At 59.3% G+C, this 18,614-nt stretch carries 12 protein-coding genes; 4 read left to right on the top strand and 8 right to left on the bottom strand.

What is annotated here, in order from left to right:
* Positions 1-29 precede the first annotated feature (29 nt).
* Positions 30-2,234, bottom strand: a complete 2,205-nt coding sequence (locus tag AC3RLQ_RS16010; protein ID WP_493029698.1) for a M60 family metallopeptidase — start codon at positions 2,232-2,234, stop codon at positions 30-32.
* Positions 2,235-2,257: 23 nt separating this feature from the next.
* Entirely contained in the window at positions 2,258-2,860 is a 603-nt protein-coding gene (locus tag AC3RLQ_RS16005; RefSeq protein WP_493029697.1) for a helix-turn-helix domain-containing protein, read from the bottom strand.
* A 114-nt stretch (positions 2,861-2,974) separates the two neighbouring features.
* On the opposite strand from AC3RLQ_RS16005, the gene AC3RLQ_RS16000 reads away from it, so the two are divergent.
* Positions 2,975-7,144 (top strand): vitamin B12 dependent-methionine synthase activation domain-containing protein, encoded by a 4,170-nt coding sequence (locus tag AC3RLQ_RS16000; RefSeq protein ID WP_493029696.1) that lies wholly within the window; start codon positions 2,975-2,977, stop codon positions 7,142-7,144.
* A 4-nt stretch (positions 7,145-7,148) separates the two neighbouring features.
* Here AC3RLQ_RS16000 and AC3RLQ_RS15995 read toward each other — a convergent pair whose 3' ends face one another.
* Both AC3RLQ_RS15995 and AC3RLQ_RS15990 read right to left on the bottom strand, forming a co-directional pair.
* Entirely contained in the window at positions 7,149-9,326 is a 2,178-nt protein-coding gene (locus AC3RLQ_RS15995) for a transglycosylase domain-containing protein (RefSeq protein ID WP_493029695.1), read from the bottom strand.
* Positions 9,327-9,408: 82 nt separating this feature from the next.
* Entirely contained in the window at positions 9,409-9,861 is a 453-nt protein-coding gene (locus AC3RLQ_RS15990; protein WP_493029694.1) for a hypothetical protein, read from the bottom strand.
* 111 nt (positions 9,862-9,972) lie between these two features.
* Between AC3RLQ_RS15990 and AC3RLQ_RS15985 the strand changes: the two genes are divergently transcribed.
* The gene (locus AC3RLQ_RS15985; protein ID WP_493029693.1) at positions 9,973-11,085 is read left to right on the top strand and encodes a hypothetical protein; all 1,113 of its coding nucleotides are present in this window, start codon (positions 9,973-9,975) and stop codon (positions 11,083-11,085) included.
* Complete coding sequence (locus tag AC3RLQ_RS15980; protein ID WP_493029692.1) at positions 11,082-12,086, top strand: Ig-like domain-containing domain; 1,005 nt, start codon at positions 11,082-11,084, stop codon at positions 12,084-12,086. The genes AC3RLQ_RS15985 and AC3RLQ_RS15980 overlap by 4 nt, the downstream gene beginning before the upstream one ends.
* A 15-nt stretch (positions 12,087-12,101) precedes the next feature.
* Here AC3RLQ_RS15980 and AC3RLQ_RS15975 read toward each other — a convergent pair whose 3' ends face one another.
* Positions 12,102-12,686 (bottom strand): DUF2726 domain-containing protein, encoded by a 585-nt coding sequence (locus AC3RLQ_RS15975; protein ID WP_493029691.1) that lies wholly within the window; start codon positions 12,684-12,686, stop codon positions 12,102-12,104.
* A gap of 141 nt (positions 12,687-12,827) precedes the next feature.
* Between AC3RLQ_RS15975 and AC3RLQ_RS15970 the strand changes: the two genes are divergently transcribed.
* Positions 12,828-14,114, top strand: a complete 1,287-nt coding sequence (locus AC3RLQ_RS15970) for a Y-family DNA polymerase (protein ID WP_493029690.1) — start codon at positions 12,828-12,830, stop codon at positions 14,112-14,114.
* A gap of 81 nt (positions 14,115-14,195) precedes the next feature.
* Here AC3RLQ_RS15970 and AC3RLQ_RS15965 read toward each other — a convergent pair whose 3' ends face one another.
* The 3 genes from AC3RLQ_RS15965 to AC3RLQ_RS15955 all read right to left on the bottom strand — a co-directional run bounded on the left by AC3RLQ_RS15965 (position 14,196) and on the right by AC3RLQ_RS15955 (position 18,568).
* The gene (locus AC3RLQ_RS15965; RefSeq protein WP_493029689.1) at positions 14,196-15,023 is read right to left on the bottom strand and encodes a PEP-CTERM sorting domain-containing protein; all 828 of its coding nucleotides are present in this window, start codon (positions 15,021-15,023) and stop codon (positions 14,196-14,198) included.
* A gap of 484 nt (positions 15,024-15,507) precedes the next feature.
* Positions 15,508-16,392: a polysaccharide deacetylase family protein gene (locus tag AC3RLQ_RS15960; protein WP_493029688.1), complete on the bottom strand. Its 885-nt coding sequence runs from the start codon at positions 16,390-16,392 to the stop codon at positions 15,508-15,510.
* 85 nt (positions 16,393-16,477) lie between these two features.
* A complete protein-coding gene (locus AC3RLQ_RS15955) occupies positions 16,478-18,568 on the bottom strand; it encodes a TonB-dependent receptor (protein ID WP_493029687.1) in 2,091 nt (696 codons plus the stop codon).
* Positions 18,569-18,614 lie beyond the last annotated feature (46 nt).

Raw genomic sequence — 18,614 nt, 5'->3', positions numbered from 1 at the left:
GGCAGGGCGGGGTGGCGAAGCAAATTGCCTCACATCCCCTTCGGCATCCACGGATCCAGCTTGCTCACTTCCGCCTTCGCGGCTGAGCTGACAGGGATGCCCCAGGCATCGAAAAATGGACCGAGGTTCTTGTTCGTGATCTTGGAGTAGCGCACGAGGAACTGGTCGCGGCGCTCGTCATCGCCTTTCGGAGCGGGGCCGAATGAGGTGTCGTCAAAGCTGTAGAGATATTTGCGCCAGCTCTCCCAGCCGAACTCCTGCATGAGCTGAATGTAGGTGGTCAGCGCGGTGAAGGGCTCGCTTTTCCAGACCTGCCATTTGTTGGACGCCTTCTTGATTTTTTGGATGTTCTCCTTGCGTGCCTCCTCAGTGATGGCGGTGTGGCCGATGAGCCAGTCTTTCTTCAAGACGGCGTCATAGCAGTACATGCCGATCACGTTGTTGGTGACCTCGCCGGTGCCATCGAAGGTGAAATCGCCACGCTGATGGTTGTGGCCGATTTCGTGGTAGAAACCCCAGCCGGGGAACTTCAGTTTGCCAAAGGTCGTCATCTCCGGTGCGGCGCTCGTCGGGATCATGATGGGATAGCCGCTGTGCATGTAGCCGGCGCTGATCTGCACATCCGCCACGATGCGTTCGGGGCGTTTACGTTCGGCAGTTTGATTGGTGATGTCGTCCTGCGCTTCGACGACCTTCTTCCAGAACTCCATGAGCTGGGTGGGATTGTTGATGGCGCGCGCGACCTCGGTGGGGCAGCTCACGATCATCTTGTCGCAGGCGAGTTCGGCCCACGGGGCGGGGCGCTTTTTGATCTCGCTCCATTTGGTGTCGTCATCCTGGCCGAGAACGAACAGCGGCGCTGGCACGGCGTTTTGAATCGTGGCGGTGAAAGGCTCGTCGTCCTTGGCGCGGCCTGGAACTTCGATGTAGATGAGCCCGCCAAAGGCGCTGGCGGTTTTCGTGGTGGCGGTGGCCAATCCGACGCTGCGGGTGATGTCCGGCGCGCGTTCCCATTTGTCGAGATGGTAAAGCGTGTCGCTGTGGCAGCCGATGCGTACGGCATATCCTTTGTCGGCAAGTTTTTCCGGTAGTGTGACGGTGATGGTGTCGCCTGCCGCTGCGTAGAGGCCGGTGCTGGTCCAGCCAGGGATGCTGGGAGTCACTTTGATCTCTCCCGAGACACGTGGTGCACCCTCAGGCACTTTGCCGGGGAAGGATTCATGCGCGGGATGTGCGGCCACGCCTTCACCAGCGGCAAGACGTAGCACGCGTGTCTCCATGCCGAGGCGCAGGCGCTGCGCCGCATGCTTATCGGCGGTGAGCGGGGACTGAGCTGTCGGCACTACGGCATCGGCGCCTGCGGTGCCCAGTGCGGCAAGTACGGCGGCCTTCAAATTGCTGCGGTCCGGCGGTTGGGCTGCCATGGCGATCTGGATGGCGTTCGTGCCCTGCTTCATCTGCTCAGCCGTCAGCGCCGGGCCGCCGTCGCGTTGCTTTTTGATCGCGCTGATGGCTTCCGAGGCGTTCATCATTTGGGGCAGTTCCGCGCGTGCTTCAAAGCTGCGCAGTTGGTCGAATGCGCTCATGTCCGTGATCGCGATGCCTGCGGGCATCAGCGCCTGATTGAGGCCGTGTGACACCGCCAGGTCTTTGCCGCCGCTGGTCTGGCTGAACGCCCAGCCTGTCATGCCGCCGATGAAACCACCGCCGCCTTTGACATACTCCGCCACCGCCGCGCCCTCTTCGGCGCTGATGATGCCCTGCATGTTGACGATGACGACATCGAAGTCGCGCAGGCTTTTCTTGTCAATCTTGTCAAAGGTCTCCACTTTGAATTCGTGCTGCTTGTACAAATTGACCGCATTCACGCCTTTGAGGCCCAGACGGGGCTTTTCTTTGTTGGCCGCCCAATTCACGCAGTTCTCCATGAGCTTCGCGTGATCTCCGCCTTCACCCCCGGCGAGGTAGCTGTTGTGACCAAAAAGAATGACGCGCCCCTTGGCATAACCTGCCGCCGCTGCGACTGCGATCTCGACCCCATCTTTGTCAGGCGCGGAGAGAATGGGGAATGCCATGTTTCCCCAGATGCCGATGGGGCCCGGCGCACCTGCCTTCGGCACCGATTTGACGCCATCGAGGATTTTGGCGCGTTCGGCATTCACGAGCGCCGGGGGCATCTGCGCATGCAAGACCCCGACAAAGGCGAGGAGGACGAGGGTGGTGGCTGATTTCATGGTTGGGTTGGGAAAATGAGGCTCTAGCGGTAGATCACGACGAGGAACACCAGCGCGTCCCCTTTGCCGGTGTTGACAATGGCGTGCGGCACGTCGGCGCGGTAGGTGCCGGAGTCGCCTTTGCCGAGTTCTTCACTGTTTTGGTCGGATTCAATGCGGACGCTGCCGTCCTCCACGGTCAGGAATTCGCGGGTGCCTTCAAAGTGAGCCTGGCTGCGCAGGGTGCCGCCGGGGCGCAGCGTCATCTCATAAAACTCCACGTCCTTTTCGAGGTTTATGGGGGAAAGAGTGCGGATCTCGCACTGCTTGTCGCTGCGATAGACCTGGGCGCGGTCGCTGGCCCGGATAACCTGGATTTTCGAAGCGCTGGCCTCGGCGCTTTCGATCAACTCCTGCAAGGTCAGCCCAAAGGCCCGGGCGATGCGGAAGGTCACCGTCAGCGTCGGATTGGCCTTCTCGCGCTCGATTTCGCTGAGCATGGAGCGGCTCACACCGCTCGCCGTGGCGAGTTCTTCGAGCGACCAGCCGCGGTCCCCACGCAGTTTTTTGACGCGTTTCCCCAGATTCTCATTGATGGCCTCAGGGCTGGATTCAATAGGGGGGACGGCTTTGGGTTTTGGGGGCATGGGTGTCGGTATAACGGATGAATCTCTTGTAAATTAGAAATAATAGTCACATGCTCAAATCATGATGCGTTGATATGACTGTTGACCTGCCCAGCTAGAACGCTAATTTCCACCATGCCTGCACGACCCAATGTCCGCTCTGAACTCGAAGCCGCCATGCGCCAGAGAATCCTGGTTATTGATGGTGCCATGGGCACGACCATTCGCGGCTATGGGCTGAAGGAGGCCGACGCACGCGGCACCCGCTTCCTGTCCAACGAGAAGGATCTGCTCAACAACGGCGACATTCTTTCCATCACCCGCCCAGATATCATCGAGGACATCCACCGCCGCTTCCTGGAAGCCGGGGCTGACATCATCGAGACCAATACCTTCAGCGGCACCAGCATCGCCCAGGCGGAGTTTTTCAAAGAGGTGCCAGAAGGACGGCGCAAAGATCCTGAGTTCTTCCAGACCGTGCTGGAGGACAAGTTCCTCAACGATCTCGCGTGGGAGATCAATTTCGAGTCCGCCAAGCAGTGCCGCAAATGGGCCGACCTCGTGGGCGAAAAGACCGGGCGGAAACGTTACGTGGCAGGGGCCATCGGGCCGCTCACCGTATCGCTTTCGCAGTTCCCAGACCTCTCCGACCTCAGCTTCCGCTACGTGACGTTTGATCAGGTGAAGGAGGCGTACAAACACCAGGTGCGTGCCCTCATCGCCGGTGGGGTGGACACTTTGATGGTCGAGACGATCTTTGACTCCCTCAATGCCAAGACCGCCCTCGTGGCGATCCGTGAGGTATTTGCTGAGGATCAGGTGGAGCTGCCTGTACAGATCAGCGCGGCTGTCGGCCCCGGTGGTGAAACGATGATTTCCGGTCAGGTGACCGAGGCTTACCTCAATGCCATGCGGCATGTGAAGCCGCTGTCCATCGGTCTGAACTGCTCCCTTGGGCCGGACAAGATGCGCCCCTTCCTGGAGGAGCTTTCCTCGAAGGCTGACTGCTTCGTCTCTGCCTATCCGAACGCCGGCATGCCCAACCCGCTGGCACCGACGGGCTTTGATCTGCTCCCACCAGACATGGCCGCCTATGCTAAGGACTTTGGCAGCAGCGGTTTCGTGAACATCATGGGCGGATGCTGTGGCAACACGCCGGAGCACATCGCCGCCATTGCCAAGGCGGTGGAAAACCTCCCGCCGCGTCAGGTTCCCGCTGACCCGCACACGATGCGCCTCAGCGGCTCGCAACCCTTCGTGTTTGCCCCAGGTGCTCCTGCTGCAGACGACCCGGAGGCCAAGCCCACCCGCCCGCCTTACCTCATGATCGGCGAGCGCACGAACGTGGCCGGATCTCCAAAGTTCGCCAAGCTCATCAAGGAGGGCAAGCTGGAGGAGGCTGTGGCCGTGGCCCGTCAGCAGGTGGAGAGCGGCGCCAATGTGATCGACGTCTGCATGGATGAAGGTCTCATCGACGGCGTGCCCACGATGACCAAATTCCTCATCCTGCTCCAGACCGAGCCGGAGGTGAACAAGGTGCCCATCATGGTGGACTCCTCCAAGTGGGAGATCATCGAGGCCGGTCTCAAATGCCTGCAAGGCAAGGGCATCGTGAACTCCATCTCCCTCAAGGAAGGCGAGGAGAAGTTCAAGGAATACGCCCGCAAGATCAAACAGTATGGCGCAGCCACCGTGGTCATGGCTTTCGATGAGCAGGGCCAGGCCGCCACGTATGAGGACAAAATCCGCATCTGCGAACGCGCCTACCGCATCCTCGTGGATGAAGTCGAGTTCCCGCCGGAGGACATCATTTTCGACCCCAACATCCTCACCGTGGCCACCGGCCTGGAGGAGCACAACAACTACGCGCTCGACTTCATCAACGCCACGCGCTGGATCAAGGAGAACCTCCCTTACGCCAAGGTCAGCGGCGGCGTCAGCAACATCAGTTTCAGCTTCCGCGGCAACAACAAGGTGCGCGAGGCCATGCACAGCGTGTTCCTTTATTATGCCATCAAGGCGGGCATGGACATGGGCATCGTGAATGCCGGCATGCTCGAAGTGTACGAGGAGATCCCCAAGGACATGCTCGAAAAGGTGGAGGACGTAATCCTCAACCGCCGCCCGGATGCCACGGAAATTCTCGTCGATTACGCCGAGCAGTTCAAAGGTCAGGCCGGCACCACCAAGAAGGTGGAGATCGACATGAGCTGGCGGCAGGGCCCTGTGAGCAAGCGTCTCGAACACGCCCTGCTGCGCGGCATCACGGACTTCATCAATGAAGACACCGCCGAAGCGCTGGCGCAGCTCGGCAAACCTCTCTCTGTCATCGAAGGTCCCTTGATGGATGGGATGAGTGTCGTGGGTGATCTCTTCGGCGCTGGCAAAATGTTCCTCCCGCAGGTCGTGAAAAGCGCCCGCGTGATGAAGCAGAGCGTGGCCTACCTGCAGCCCTTCATGGAAATCGAGAAGGCCCGCAGAGCACGTGAGCGCGCACTGCTGCTCGAAGTCGCCGCCAAGACCATCACCGCCCTGGAAAGCGGCAGCTCCGTCTCTGTGGTCGAATCCTTCAGCTACACGCCCAGCAGCGGCCTGAGCCTCGAAGAGCGCCGTGCTGAAGTGAAGCTCGCTGCCGAACTCGGCGCTGTGTTTGAAGTGGAGGGCGAGGCCGCCCTGCAGCAGAAACTCGAAAGCCTCCGTAAAGACGCTTCGAATTCCGACCGTGTCGTTGCCCCTTTCCTCAATCATGCGCAATCCACGGCTGGTGGTGCCGCCGGTTCTGCCAATGGTCTGACCGCCGAAGACCTGATTCCTGCCGAGGCAGCCAAACAAGGCGGTGGCAAGATCGTTCTCGCCACCGTCAAAGGCGACGTGCATGACATCGGCAAAAACATCGTGGGCATCGTGCTGGCCTGCAATGGCTTCGAAGTCACCGACATGGGCGTCATGGTGCCCTGCGACAAGATTTTGGAAAAGGCGCTCGAAGTCGGTGCCGACGTGATCGGCCTCAGCGGACTGATCACGCCTTCGCTGGATGAGATGGCGCATGTGGCCAGTGAGATGGAGCGTCGTGGCTTCAAGCAGCCGCTGCTCATTGGTGGTGCCACCACCAGCCCGGCGCACACCGCCATCAAGATCGCGCCAAAATACAGCGGCAGCATTGTGCATGTGCTGGATGCCTCCCGCAGTGTGCCTGTGACGACTTCTTTGCTCAGCGAAGATCAGCGTGAAGCCTTTGTGGCCAGCAACGAAGCACGTCATGCTCGCCTGCGTGAGGAGTATGGCAAGAAGAAGGATCGCGTGCTTCTCAGCATCGCCGAGTCCCGCGAAAAAGGAGTCAAGTTCGACTGGGCCACACAGGACATCGCCACGCCGACGTTCCTTGGCACGAAGATCTATGAAGGTCCTCAGCTTGTCGCCGCGCTGCGCGAGTTCATCGACTGGTCGCCCTTCTTCCATTCCTGGGAACTGCGTGGCCGCTGGATCGCTGCCGAGCAGCGTTTCTCCTCCGCTCAGGAAGATGTGGAGATGAAGGGCAAAGCCGAGGCGGAGGCGCTCAAACTTTACAAGGATGCCAATGATCTGCTCGACCGCGTCATTGCCGAAAGCCGGTTCAACCCGCGTGGCATCATGGGCTTCTTCCCCGCCAACGCCATTGGCGATGACATCGAAGTCTACACGGACGAGTCGCGTGCAACGGTAAAAACCACCTTCCACACCCTGCGCCAGCAGGTCATCAAGAAGGACACACCGAACTATGCCCTGAGTGACTACATTGCGCCGAAGGACAGTGGCCGTGCCGACTACATCGGCGGGTTCGCCGTCGGCATTCACGGCGCGGATGAGTTCGCCAAGGAGTTCGAGGCCGCGCACGATCCCTACAGTGCTATCATTGCCAAGGCCGTGGCCGACCGTCTTGCAGAGGCCTTCGCCGAATACCTGCACCAGCAGGCCCGCTACGCCTGGGGCTATGAAAAACCCGGCGAGCTTTCCCGCGAGGAACTCATCAAGGAAAAGTATCGCGGCATCCGTCCAGCGCCCGGCTACCCCGCCCAGCCTGACCATACCGAGAAGCCCATTCTGTTTGATCTGCTCGATGCCGCTGCCAAGACCGGCGTGGAGCTGACCGAGAGCATGGCCATGCATCCCGGAAGCGCTGTGAGCGGCCTGTACTTTGCGCATCCTGAGTCACACTACTTTGGCATCAGCGTGCTGGGCAAGGACCAGGTGGAAGACTACGCGCAGCGCAAAGGCATGACGCTTGCAGAAGCAGAGCGCTGGTTAGGGCCTTGGCTGGGCTATTGAGGCATTACCGAAACCACCCACGGATGCGATCAAGCAGGCCGCGTCCCTGTGGCCGGTGCTGCACCTGCGGAGGTGGTGCCCGGTAACCCATGTGCTCCGTGCAGAAGGGTTTGGGAACCAAGTCGTAAGGCAGGGCGTCTTCATAAGCCATGCCCGCCTGGCCGCAGCCATCGGTGGCCAGCAGGCTGCTCACGCGGCAGAGGGTCACGCGTGAGAGCGGCAGCGTGACCTTGGGCACCTCCGTTTTGTAGCCTAGCGTGACGGCTTTTTTCATTACGTCGGCCCAGATGGGCAGCGCGAGGGTGCCACCGTAGCCGCCTTCGACAATCGTCTGCGGTTTGTCGAGGCCCACCCAGATGCCGCAGCTCACGCGATCTGTGAAACCCGCGAACCAGGCATCCTTGTAATCATTCGTGGTGCCGGTCTTGCCACCCCCGGGTTCTTTGAAACCGTATTCATTGCGCAGGGATGCCGCAGTTCCCCGATCCAGCACCTGGGCGAGGATGTTGCGCATCAGGAATGCCACGCTCGGTGTGATGACCTCGGATTCGAGCACGGGTGTCTGGTAGATGATGTTGCCTGCTTTATCGACAATGCGGTCGATGAGGAAAGGCCGGCGGCGCAGGCCTTGATTGGGGAAGATGCTGATCGCGCTGGTGAGCTGGCGCGGATTGCCGCCGATGTTGCCGATGAAAATCTGCGGCGTGCGTTCGGCCGGCTTGTTGAAGCCGGCGTTGGTGAGCAGATCGATCACACGGTCAATCCCTGCGTAGTTACCTAGGCGAAGGGTCATGGTGTTGCGGCTTTTCACGATGCCATCCGTCAGCGTGGTGGGGCCGAGGAATTTGCCATCCGAGTTCTGCGGACTCCAGCCCGGATCAGCCCCGTCAATTTCACCGGGCTGGATCGGCGCATCATTGATCAGCGTGCCAGGCATGAAACCAGAGGCGATGCCTGCGGCATACACGAAGGGTTTCACCGTCGAGCCGATCTGCCGTTCCCCCTGGGTGGCGCGGTTGTATTTGCTGTGGCGGTAGTCACGGCCGCCTATGAGTGCGAGGATGCCCCCGGTGCTGTTGTCCTGCACCATGAGCGCCGCCTGCAGATACGGCGTTGAGGCAATTTCCTGCGCGCCGTCCCAGGTCTTGTCAAAATCCGCCTTCTTCGGGTGCGCATAGCCATGCTGCTTTTCCACAGCCGTCAGCCGCTTCTCCACAGCCGCTTCCGCAGCGTCCTGCAGGCTTTTGTTCAGGGTGGTGAAGACCTGCAGTCCGCCGTCCTCGATCTCCTGCTGCTCCAAAATCAAATCCAGATCACGCCGCACGGTGTCCAGCGCGTAGCCGCCCTGACTCTGAAACACAGGCTGCGCATGCAGGGCGATGTCCGCATACTTGGCTGCGATCTCCTCCTCCGGCGTGATCACTTTCGTTTCCAGCATGCGCTTGAGCACGGTGTCGCGTTCCTTCAGCGCGCCTTCGTAGTTGCGGAAGGGCGAGAAACGCACCGGGCTGCGGATGATGCCCGCGATCATCGCCGCCTCGCTCAGGCTGAGCTGGCTGGCATGCTTGCCAAAGTAAACCTGGCTGGCCCGCTGCACCCCGTAGATCCCTGGACCGTAGAAGATGCGGTTGATGTAGTGCTCGATGATCTGGTCCTTGGTGCAGGCCTTTTCGATGCGGCGTGCCAGCATCATCTCCACCAGCTTGCGGTGGATGCTGCGGTCATCGAGATCCGGGAAGCTGTTCCGGGCGAGCTGCATGGTCAGCGTGCTCGCGCCCTGCACCACCCGCATGTCCTTGAGATTGCGCAGCATGGCGCGTGCCACGCCTTTGTAGTCGATGCCGCCGTGATCGTAGAAGCGTGAGTCCTCACGTGCCAGCAGGGCTTTGACAAACCATGGCGACACCTCGCTCAGCGGCACGATGATGCGGTTCTCGCCATGCATGCGGCCGAGGACCTCGCCTTTGTAATCCATCACGATGGTCCGCTCCGGCATGTCCCCGAGCTTGGTCAGGTCGTAGGCTTTCGCCAGATGGCTGTAAACGCCGATGATAATCGCCGCTCCAAGTGTGCAAAGCAGCGATCCTCCCATGAGAAAAATCACCCCAAGCCGCTTGAATGACTGCCAGCGCGACAGAGTGGGTTTCGTCGGCTTGCGCTCTTCAGTGGGCTTCTTTTTCATGTGTGCAGGCATCGGGTCGCTGGTTTTAGACCAAAGATCAAGCCTCAGACGATGAACTCGGTGTGAACTTCAATTTCACATTTCATTTGGAAGCCGATCCAGTCGAAATGAAATCGGGCGGCACCCGGTAGATGCGGGTACTCAACTCATCAGAAAGTGCCGCCGAGGTCAGGACAACGGCGTGGGCATCCACCCGGACTTTCAGACCCACCGCATGGGCGATGTGATCCAGGGCGCTGCGCAGAGAAATCTCCCGAACATCGAGGCTGATCTTCTTTTTCTTTTGCTCCTCACTGGCCCCAAGGATGATCACATTGAGGTTCTCGTCGGCAAAGATCCCGAGTTTTTTCACGGCCAGCTTCACGTAAGCCACCGCTTCTTCCAGCGTGGCATCTTTGAATTGGACCTCGCCAAGCATGATCGGTTTGGAGCAATCCGTGATAAACGCTTTCGTGGAATGCAATCCCGCCAGGAGAATCAGCGCGCAAAACCACCCTAAGGCGAAACGAGATCGTGGGTGCATGAATGCTTTCATGGGGAATTCGACCGATCTTATGAAATGCCGCTTCAGAAGGCAATCCTACTTTGGGCGTGACATTTCGCCTTCGGTTCACGTACCCTACGACCGCAACTACTCCATCCGACCATGAAAGCACTCTGCCTCTCCATCCTCATCGTCACCACGTTCGGTGCGTCCGCCGCATTGCTCGAATCACCCCAACAGGGTGGATTGCAGATCCAGTCTCTCAGTTCGCTCAGCTTTGGGCCGGAAGGTCTGCTGCTGGTCGCGGAGCCGGCCACGGCCAGCGTGGTGGCCATTCAGACGGGCGATACCGGACCCAAAAGCGAACGCCTCGCCAAACCTGTGGCGGACATCGGCGCACAGATCGCCGCCGGACTTGGGGCGAAGATGGAGGACATCACGGTCAAAGATCTCGCGGTGAATCCTGCCAGCGGGCGCATTTATCTCGGCGTGCAGCGCCGCCCTGACAACGCGGTGCTGATTGTCAGCGTTGGCGCGGATGGCAAAGTGGCTCCGCTGAATCTCGCGCCCCTGGCCTGGGTGCGCATCACCCTGCCGGGCGGCACTGCCAGCAAGGTCACCAACATCACCGATGTGGCCTTCGACAAAGACCGCGTCTTTGCCACCGGCACCTGCAATGAAGAATTCGCCTCCCGCATTTTCACGATCCCCGTGCCGCTCAAAAACGGTGCCACGGCCAGTGTGTTCAGTGCGGAGACGTATCATGTGGCGCATCGCAAGTGGGAGACCAAGGCGCCGATCCAGAGCTTCATCCCTTACCAATCGAAGGAAGGAACCTTCGTCGTCGGCGCGTTCGCTTGTACGCCGGTGGCCAAGTTCAAGGTGGACGACATTCAGAGCGGAGCGCAGGTCAAAGGCGTGAGCATGGTGGAACTCGGCAGCGGCAACCGTCCTCTGGATCTCTTCAGCTATTCCGACAAAAGCGGCAAGGAGTGGCTCGTGGTGCACACGCAGCGCTTCAAGCAGAACGCCTTTGGCCCCAGCAAGATGTGGGGCGCGCGCATCAGCATGGATTACCTCGATGCCAAGGCACCGGAGAAGACCAATGAAAACGCTGCGCGTCGCGATGAGAAGGAACCCAAAGGCCCCGAGGGCATCGAGATCGTGGATGCCCTCTTTGGTGCTGTGCAGGTGGACAAGCTGAGCGACACCGAAGCCGTGGTGCTGCGAGATACCGAAGGCACGCTGAGCCTCGAAGTGGCAGCTCTGCCGTGAAACGTTGGCTCAGCATTTTGAGTCTTGTCTGCTCTGCGGCATTGGCTGCTGAGGTCCGTGTGAACGAGTCCGGGCAGATCGAGGCCCATGGCCGTGATGTGCGCGTGTTTCGTGGCGATGCCGCCGAACCTCTATTTGGGAGCGTGGTGAAGACGCGTGACAGCGTGTGCTTTGCCGCCGCACTGCCTCTGGCACCGGCAGAAACCTACCGCATCGAGATTCAAACAGCCGACGGTACTTGGAGCACTCAGCGGCTGAAGTTCAATCTTCCGGCGGCTGCTGCGCCGACGGTGAGCATCGCGCCCTCTCCCACCGTGCTGCCTGCCAATGCGCTTAAGCTCTACCTGCACTTCACTCAGCCGATGGAGCAGGGTGTGTTTCTGGATCGCATCACCTTGCAGCGTCAGGATGGCAAAGTGGTGCACGGCGCTTTTCGTGAGACTGAACTGTGGTCACCGGATGGAAAACGTCTCACCCTCTGGTTGCATCCCGGGCGGCAGAAGACCGGTGTGAACCTGAACATCGATGAAGGGCCTGTTCTGCAGGAGCACAGTGAGCATATGCTCAAGATAGCTGGCAACTGGCGCTCGACCACCGGTGTGGTTCTTGGCAAGGAAACCGCATTTAAACTCGCCGCCGGGGCTGTGGATCATATCTGTCCCAATCCGCTGCGCTGGCAGATCACTGTGCCGAAAGCGGGTACTCGTGATCCGCTGGTGGTCAGGTTCGATGAACCGCTGGATCCCTCAATGCTTGTCTCCGCATTGAAGGCGCAACGTGGTGAGGGTGAAGTGGCAGGTGTGGTGAGTGTGGCCGCAGATGCACGCACTTGGTCATTCACGCCAGTGGTGGCTTGGACGCCAGGGGACTGCGTTTTGAAGATCGACCCGCTGCTCGAAGATCTGGCGGGCAACAACCTGCTCGGCCCCTTTGAGGTGGATCGTGATGCGCCGGCGAAAGCGGCCGCTACGACCACGCTGAGCTTCAAGGTGGGCGGATAGAAATGCGCCGAGCCTTCAGGAAATCGAGGAACAGGCTGCAGAGGTCATGCGGCTTGTATTGGCGCTCCAATTGGGACTAGAACTGGAGCTGGACGTGGCTGCCAGCAGGGTGGTCGTGGGAGGGTGGGGTGCGCACTCCTCACTGGGCGGGGGCATAATCTCCAGATTGGCATTGCGCTGCTGCCAGGCGTTGCTGAGTTTATGGACAAGAGTGTCGATTTGGTTGATGTCCTTGGCGGTGACCTGCAGCAGAGGAATACCGAAGCTCGAAAAGATGTCGTCCACCAGATGGCGGTCGCGTGGTTTTCGGCTGGCCTTGCCGGGGCTGTCGTCCTCAAATTCGATGGCCACCATGGGCAGCCAGTCTCCTTTGCGGTAGATAAGGAAGTCGATGTGGCGCTGGCAAATCTTAAGAAAGCCCGCAACGTTTTCAGCATGAAGGATTTCGAACAGGCGCGGCTTGCATTGAATGTGGCAGCGTTGGGCGGTGATGTTCTCTAGGCAGGCATGAAACAGAGCTTCGTCGGACGATAGCAGGGGGTAGGGGGTGGGGGATGTTTCAGGGGAAGAAAGGGGAGGATTAGCAGAAGCGGGCTGCATAACCCATCATTTATGGAAATTATAACCCCATCAACCCGGCATTGGTAAGAAGCATGTAAGATGGCTTGAATGGGATTTTAGCTTAATCTGAAGAATGTTCTATTGAACAGTTGTTGGTTTTCGCGAGAATTGGGTCCGCCAATGCCTGCTAATCGTGCCATTCCTGATTCCCAACCGCTCGTAGACTGGCTGTTTCTCGACCTAAATAGTTACTTCGCCAGCGTGGAGCAGCAGTTGCACTCGGAACTCCGGGGGAAGCCGATCGCAGTGGTGCCGGTGGATTCAGATGCGACCTGTGCGATTGCAGCCAGCCATGAGGCCAAGAAATTCGGAATCAAGACCGGCACCAACATCGGCGAGGCAAGGCGGCGCTGCCCGGACCTCATCACTGTCATGGCCAGCCACGATGTGTATGTGGAATTTCATCACAAGATCATTGAGGAAGTGGAGCGGCATTTCCCGGTGCACGTGATCTGTTCGATCGACGAGATGGCCTGCAAGCTGGATGCGCCGCGCCGCCGACTGGATGCTGCGCTGGAACTGGCCAGGCGCATCAAGCAAGGGCTGCGGGAGCGGGTGGGCGAGTGCATCACCTGCTCCATCGGTCTGGCGCCGAACCGCTTTCTGGCAAAGGTGGCCAGCGACATGCAGAAGCCGGATGGTCTGGTGGTGCTGCTGCTGGAAGAACTGCCGGGACGGCTGCTGGAACTCAAGTTGAGTGATCTGTGCGGGATCGGCCGCCGCATGGAGCCGCGCCTGCATGCCTGCGGCATTCGTACGATGGAGGATCTGTGGGCGGCAGGGCGCGAGACGCTGCACCGGGCCTGGGGTGGCGTGGGCGGAGACCGGTTCTGGCATGGCTTGCATGGCGGCACGACGGAGGATGACGTTCCTCCGGCGCATCGCACCATCGGACACAGTCATGTGCTGGCTCCCGAACTACGCACACCACCGGCTGCGGGCATTGTGGCTCGCAGACTGTTACTGAAGGCTGCGAGCCGGCTGCGCCGCATGAAGTACCGCGCCAGACACCTGCACCTCAGCGTGCGCACGGAGGACGGGCCGCGCTGTGAAGCGCAGGCAAAGTTTGAGGAGGGATCTGACAGCATCGTACTGGCACGCGTACTGGCGGAGCTATGGCAGCAGGTGATGAAGCAGGCGCGCTGGCAGCGGGTGAAAAAGGTCTCAGTGACCCTGTTTGGCCTGGTGGCCGAGGCATCCCCGCGGCAGCTCGAACTTTTCGACGACTCGGGTGCATCGGCACCCAAAGAACAGCGCGAGCAGCTCAGTCGTGTGCTGGATGAGATCAATCAGAAGTACGGCCGCGACTCCGTGGTGATCGGTTTCACACCTGACACCGTGCGCACGTTTTCGGGCACCAAGATTGCCTTCACACGCATTCCAGACCGGGAGGAGTTCAAAGAGTAGATCCTGATGAAGTGAGGGCACAAAAAAGCCGTGGGAGACTCTCCCACGGCTTAACTTGAAGGGCTTGATCGTAGAGACCGGTTACTTGGAGCTAAGCAGGTCCCGGGTGCGGCGGCGGGTGATGATCAGCGTGCCGAGGCCAGCACTCAGAATCAGAAAAGCCGAGCCTGGCTCAGGAATCGAGGCGCATTCGCAGCCGTTCACAGCAACGAGGAAATAAGGGTCGCTATTGACGGCCATCGGGCTGCCAGCGCCATTGTGGGTGTCTGCGGCCAGCGTGAAACCGGAAACCAGCACACCGGGGCCGACCAAGGCGTCCAGATTGAGTTTCCAGAGGTCAGTCTGGGCGATTGGATCAAGACTCGTCAGGATGCTCATGGCGTTGTTTGCCAGGATGTCTGCAGTCGAGAAGTTACCGAGCAGCGAATTGCCGATGCCGTAGATGGAGATGGTCGGGGCCACATGACTCGGGTCGGCGTCGGTCGAGTATTCATTCAGGCCGAAGTCTCCCAGAGTGGCGGACAGGCCGTTGCTCGAGACCAGTTGATCGAAAGCGATGTTCAGTCCGGTAGAGGCTGTCTGGATACCGGGGGCATAGCTCGCATCGTAGAGGCCGATGCCAAAGTCCGTCTGTATGCCGTAAGCATTCTCATAACGGACCCCGAAGCCACCTTGGAAATCAAAATTCACATTTGGATTGGCCCCTGCCGATGTTCCACCATCCAAAGTGAGTGGAGTGAGATTTTGCAGTGCCGTGATTCTGTAGTTTTCGCCAGCCGGAGCATAGGGCTGATCCAGTTCGATGGTCGATGCGGCAAAACCAAGGCTGGTAAAAGCAAGCAGCATGGCCGCAGCAACAGCCTCAATGGGCTTACGTTGCAGCTGGGGAGCAGAGGATAGCGTTTTCATGGTTGCAAATGTTAACAGATTTGACACTCAAACTAGATTCACTGAATCCAAATGAAGGACTGGTGATAATTTATAATTGAAACAATTCTCTGTAAAGCGTTTCAGTTATGAAATTTTCAATTAATTATGCTTAAATGGCGAGATTGCTAAATGAAATGATCGCTTTTTTGCAATTCATTTACAATAATTTACTCATTTATGACAATTGTGACAAAATGATTACACCTCCGAATGAGGGGGGATTTGAGAGGTCATGCGGCTACCACCAAAGAATCGATGGAAAACCGGCATTTTGAGGTTCGGCCGTCGCAATTTGCTCGTGGCAAATGAGGAAGCGGGCGTCTCATTCGACATCTGGACGAAGCTAGATGTCAGTCAAAATGGTGTGGAAATGACTCCTGCCAGTTCTTGATAGTGATTCACGGCTCTATGCGGCTCAAGGACTGATCCAGCGGCAGGGCAAATGAGCTTTCTCTACTCATTTTTATTCTACCGCCTTGACTGTTTCTTTGCCCGTGGTCGCAGTAGGCGGATCGGCGAGAGGGCTGGCTGGCAGAGAACTTGGCGCTGGAGGACCCATGAGTTCCGGCGGGGTGGTGTAGGCGATCAACTGAGTGACCGTGGCAAAGCGATAGCCTCGAGCCGTGAGGTCATCCAAGGTGGCTGGCATGGCGGCGACAGTCGTCTCATGGATATCATGACAGAGGATGATGGAGCCTGGGCGCGTCTGGCTGTGAATGCGATCATACACCTTTTGCGCACTGCGGGGGTGCTGCCAGTCCTGAGGATCCACATCCCAGAGGATGGCCGGGTAGCCGAAGGCTTTTTCGATGCGTGCGCGCTGTGATACACGCACAGCACCATAGGGCGGGCGGTACAGCAAAGGCGCGGTGCCACAAGCTTTTACGATAGCGTCGTGCGTGCGGCGCAACTGGCTGTCCACGCTCTCGGGGCCGAGCTGGGTGAGCAAAGGATGTGACCAGCTGTGATTGCCCACCTCATGTCCTTCTTCCACGATGCGGCGCACCACGTCGGGGAAGGCGGCGGCATTTTTGCCGACCAGAAAGAAAGTGGCATGAATGCCACGCTGCTTGAGCAAATCCAGCAGACGCGGGGTGAGCACAGGATCAGGGCCGTCATCAAAAGTAATGGCGATAAGCGGCAGTTTCGTCTCGCAACGGGTGTAAACGCTCTGGCGATTGGCAGGCAGCACTCGGGGCAGTTTGGCGGTGTCTGGCAGGATGGGCTGTGGGATATCGTCCGCCGGAAGCGCGCGCCGCACCTCGATCTTCAGTGGCGAACCGTTCACCTGCGCGGTGAGCGTGGCAGAAGTGCTGAGGAGGAGGGCGAGCAGGCGCGGCAGAGACATGAGGACCCAAGGTCGTATGCTGTGGAAGCTTTGACAACAGGCCTCGGCTGTTTCTTTGCCTGCTGGGCACCGTGAAAATATCCGCCTAGAAGCGGTAGGTCACCGAGAGGCGAAACATGCGCGGTTCGATGGGGTGTACGTGGACGCCATCGACCGGGGCGGCATCACTTTTAAGCTGGGAGGCATAGTAATAAGAGACATCGTAGTCACTGCGGTTGAGCAGGTTCAGGCAGTCCATGGCGACCTCCCAATTGTTTTTGCGATAGCCCAGGCGGGCATTGACCTGAACAGAATCGCGCGAGTGCACATCGACAACCTGATCCAGCGGCCGTGGCGAGATGTAGCGCATCCGCAGCGATCCAAACAACCCCTGCGCAGCGCCAAGGGTGACGCCGGCGTTCAAGGTGTAGGGAATGGAGTTGGGGACTTTCTGGTTGGACGGATTTTGAGTGATCAGGAACGCGTCCGTGTAGGTCGCTTCGACGTCGACCATCGTCCAGTCATTGGGCCGCCAGTAGCTGGAAAGCTCCACGCCATAGCGCTGTGAAGCCGGGCCGGGGCTGGAGGAGCCGGTGTCGCCCTCATAGATCAGTTCTGAGCCGCTGTGCAAAGTCCAGAACGAGAGCGTATTGACCAGCTTGGGGATGGATTCATTGCGAATGCCAAACTCGGCGCCGTAGGTCCGCACCAAGGGCGTGGCGCGTGTGGAAGGCAGGCCCGTCGCAGGATCGATGGTTGAGATCACCCCACGGGCATCATTGCTGTGAAAGCCAGTGCCTGCATTCAGGTAAAACTCGGTTTCAGCCCAGGGCCCAAAGACGACGCTGAGCTTGGGGCTGATGATGCCGCGTGTGAGGGAGCCTGAGTTTCCTGGGATGTTGCTCTTTGTCACATCAAACTGCATGATGTCTCCCCGTAGGCCCGGGATGATGCGCAGCCACGGGGTGGGCTTGAGCTCCGCCTCAGCGTAAAGCCCCCAGGTGTTCTGGATGATGTCATTGAGGCTGATGGTGTTCCAGCGCTGGCGCTGGGTGGTGTTGTAGAGACCGAGGCCGTTGATGAAGTCCGTGCGCATCTGCACCCCGAGAGTGAAGCGCTGCTCCTGCCCCAGGGCATCCCAGCGCCAGTCGCGTGTGACCTGCCCGCCGACAAACCAGCGGTGGTCCTGCTGCTCGAACTGGTCTCCCTGCACCGGATTGTCCATGAAGAAGGTGAAATCAGAGAACAGATCGAGATCATAGTAACCCGCGTACAAATTGGTGCGGGTCGTGGTGTGGTCGCCTTCGTGCACCCAGTCGAAGGACAGGCTGTGGCGCTGCGAATTGCCGCCATCGGTCGGGTCGAGGTTGCCATAGCGGCCGATGAGACTGCCGATCACGCGCTGCGGCACCTGGTCGGTGGAGGTCCATTTGCCGCGGTAGCCCATCAGCGTGATGTTGACGTTGTCCGTGGCGTCATTCCAATGCCAGCGGGCAAAACCATTCAAGCGAACTGCATTGGCGTGCAGATCCCATGGGCCATTGTAGTACTGATGTTCGAAGGCCACAGTGAGCTGGCCGGCCCCCGCCTTGATGGTGTCTGCAATCAGCGTGCGCTCGTATTGATACTCGCCCAGCGTGGTGCTCAGAATGCCCTGCGGAAGGGAGTCAACCAGCTTGAACCGCGCCGAGCCCGCGGAGCTCAAATCCCCGTGCTGGGCATAATAGGTGCCCTTCCAGTATTCGAGCTGGCCCACCAGTTCTGGAATGAGAAAGTTCATGTCCGCATAGCCCTGGCCGTGGGCGTGGTTTCGCAGATTGACCTGCATGCCATCGACGAAAATGGAGAAATCGTTGCCGTGATCCAGGTTAGTACCGCGCAAGTAGTACTGGTTCGCCTTGCCATCGCCACTGTGCTGGGTGGCGATGAATCCGGGAATGCTCTCCAGCAGTTCGCCGCGCCGGGAAAAGGGCCGCGCCAGCAGTTCCTTGGCGCTGGTCTGGCCTTTCGAAGCCGAGGTGGCGATGCCGATGAGGCTCTCAGCCTTGCCCTCAATGACGATTTCGGGCATTTCGAGCGTCAATTCTTCAGCCAGTGAGCCACCTCCATCGGGAGCCTCTATCGTTGACTGCGCTTGGCTCAGCAGCGGCATCAAGGCGATGACGAGGCTGATTCTGGATAGGCGGAAGACTGGCATTGGAGGAGGGGTTGCGGCAGTTGGGACGACCAGCCGCGGCGGGTTC

The sequence above is a fragment of the Prosthecobacter sp. GW821-HT29F12 genome, assembly GCF_058803405.1.
The sequence above is the reverse complement of the archived record's forward strand: the minus strand, read 5'-3'. Positions and strand labels throughout refer to the sequence as shown.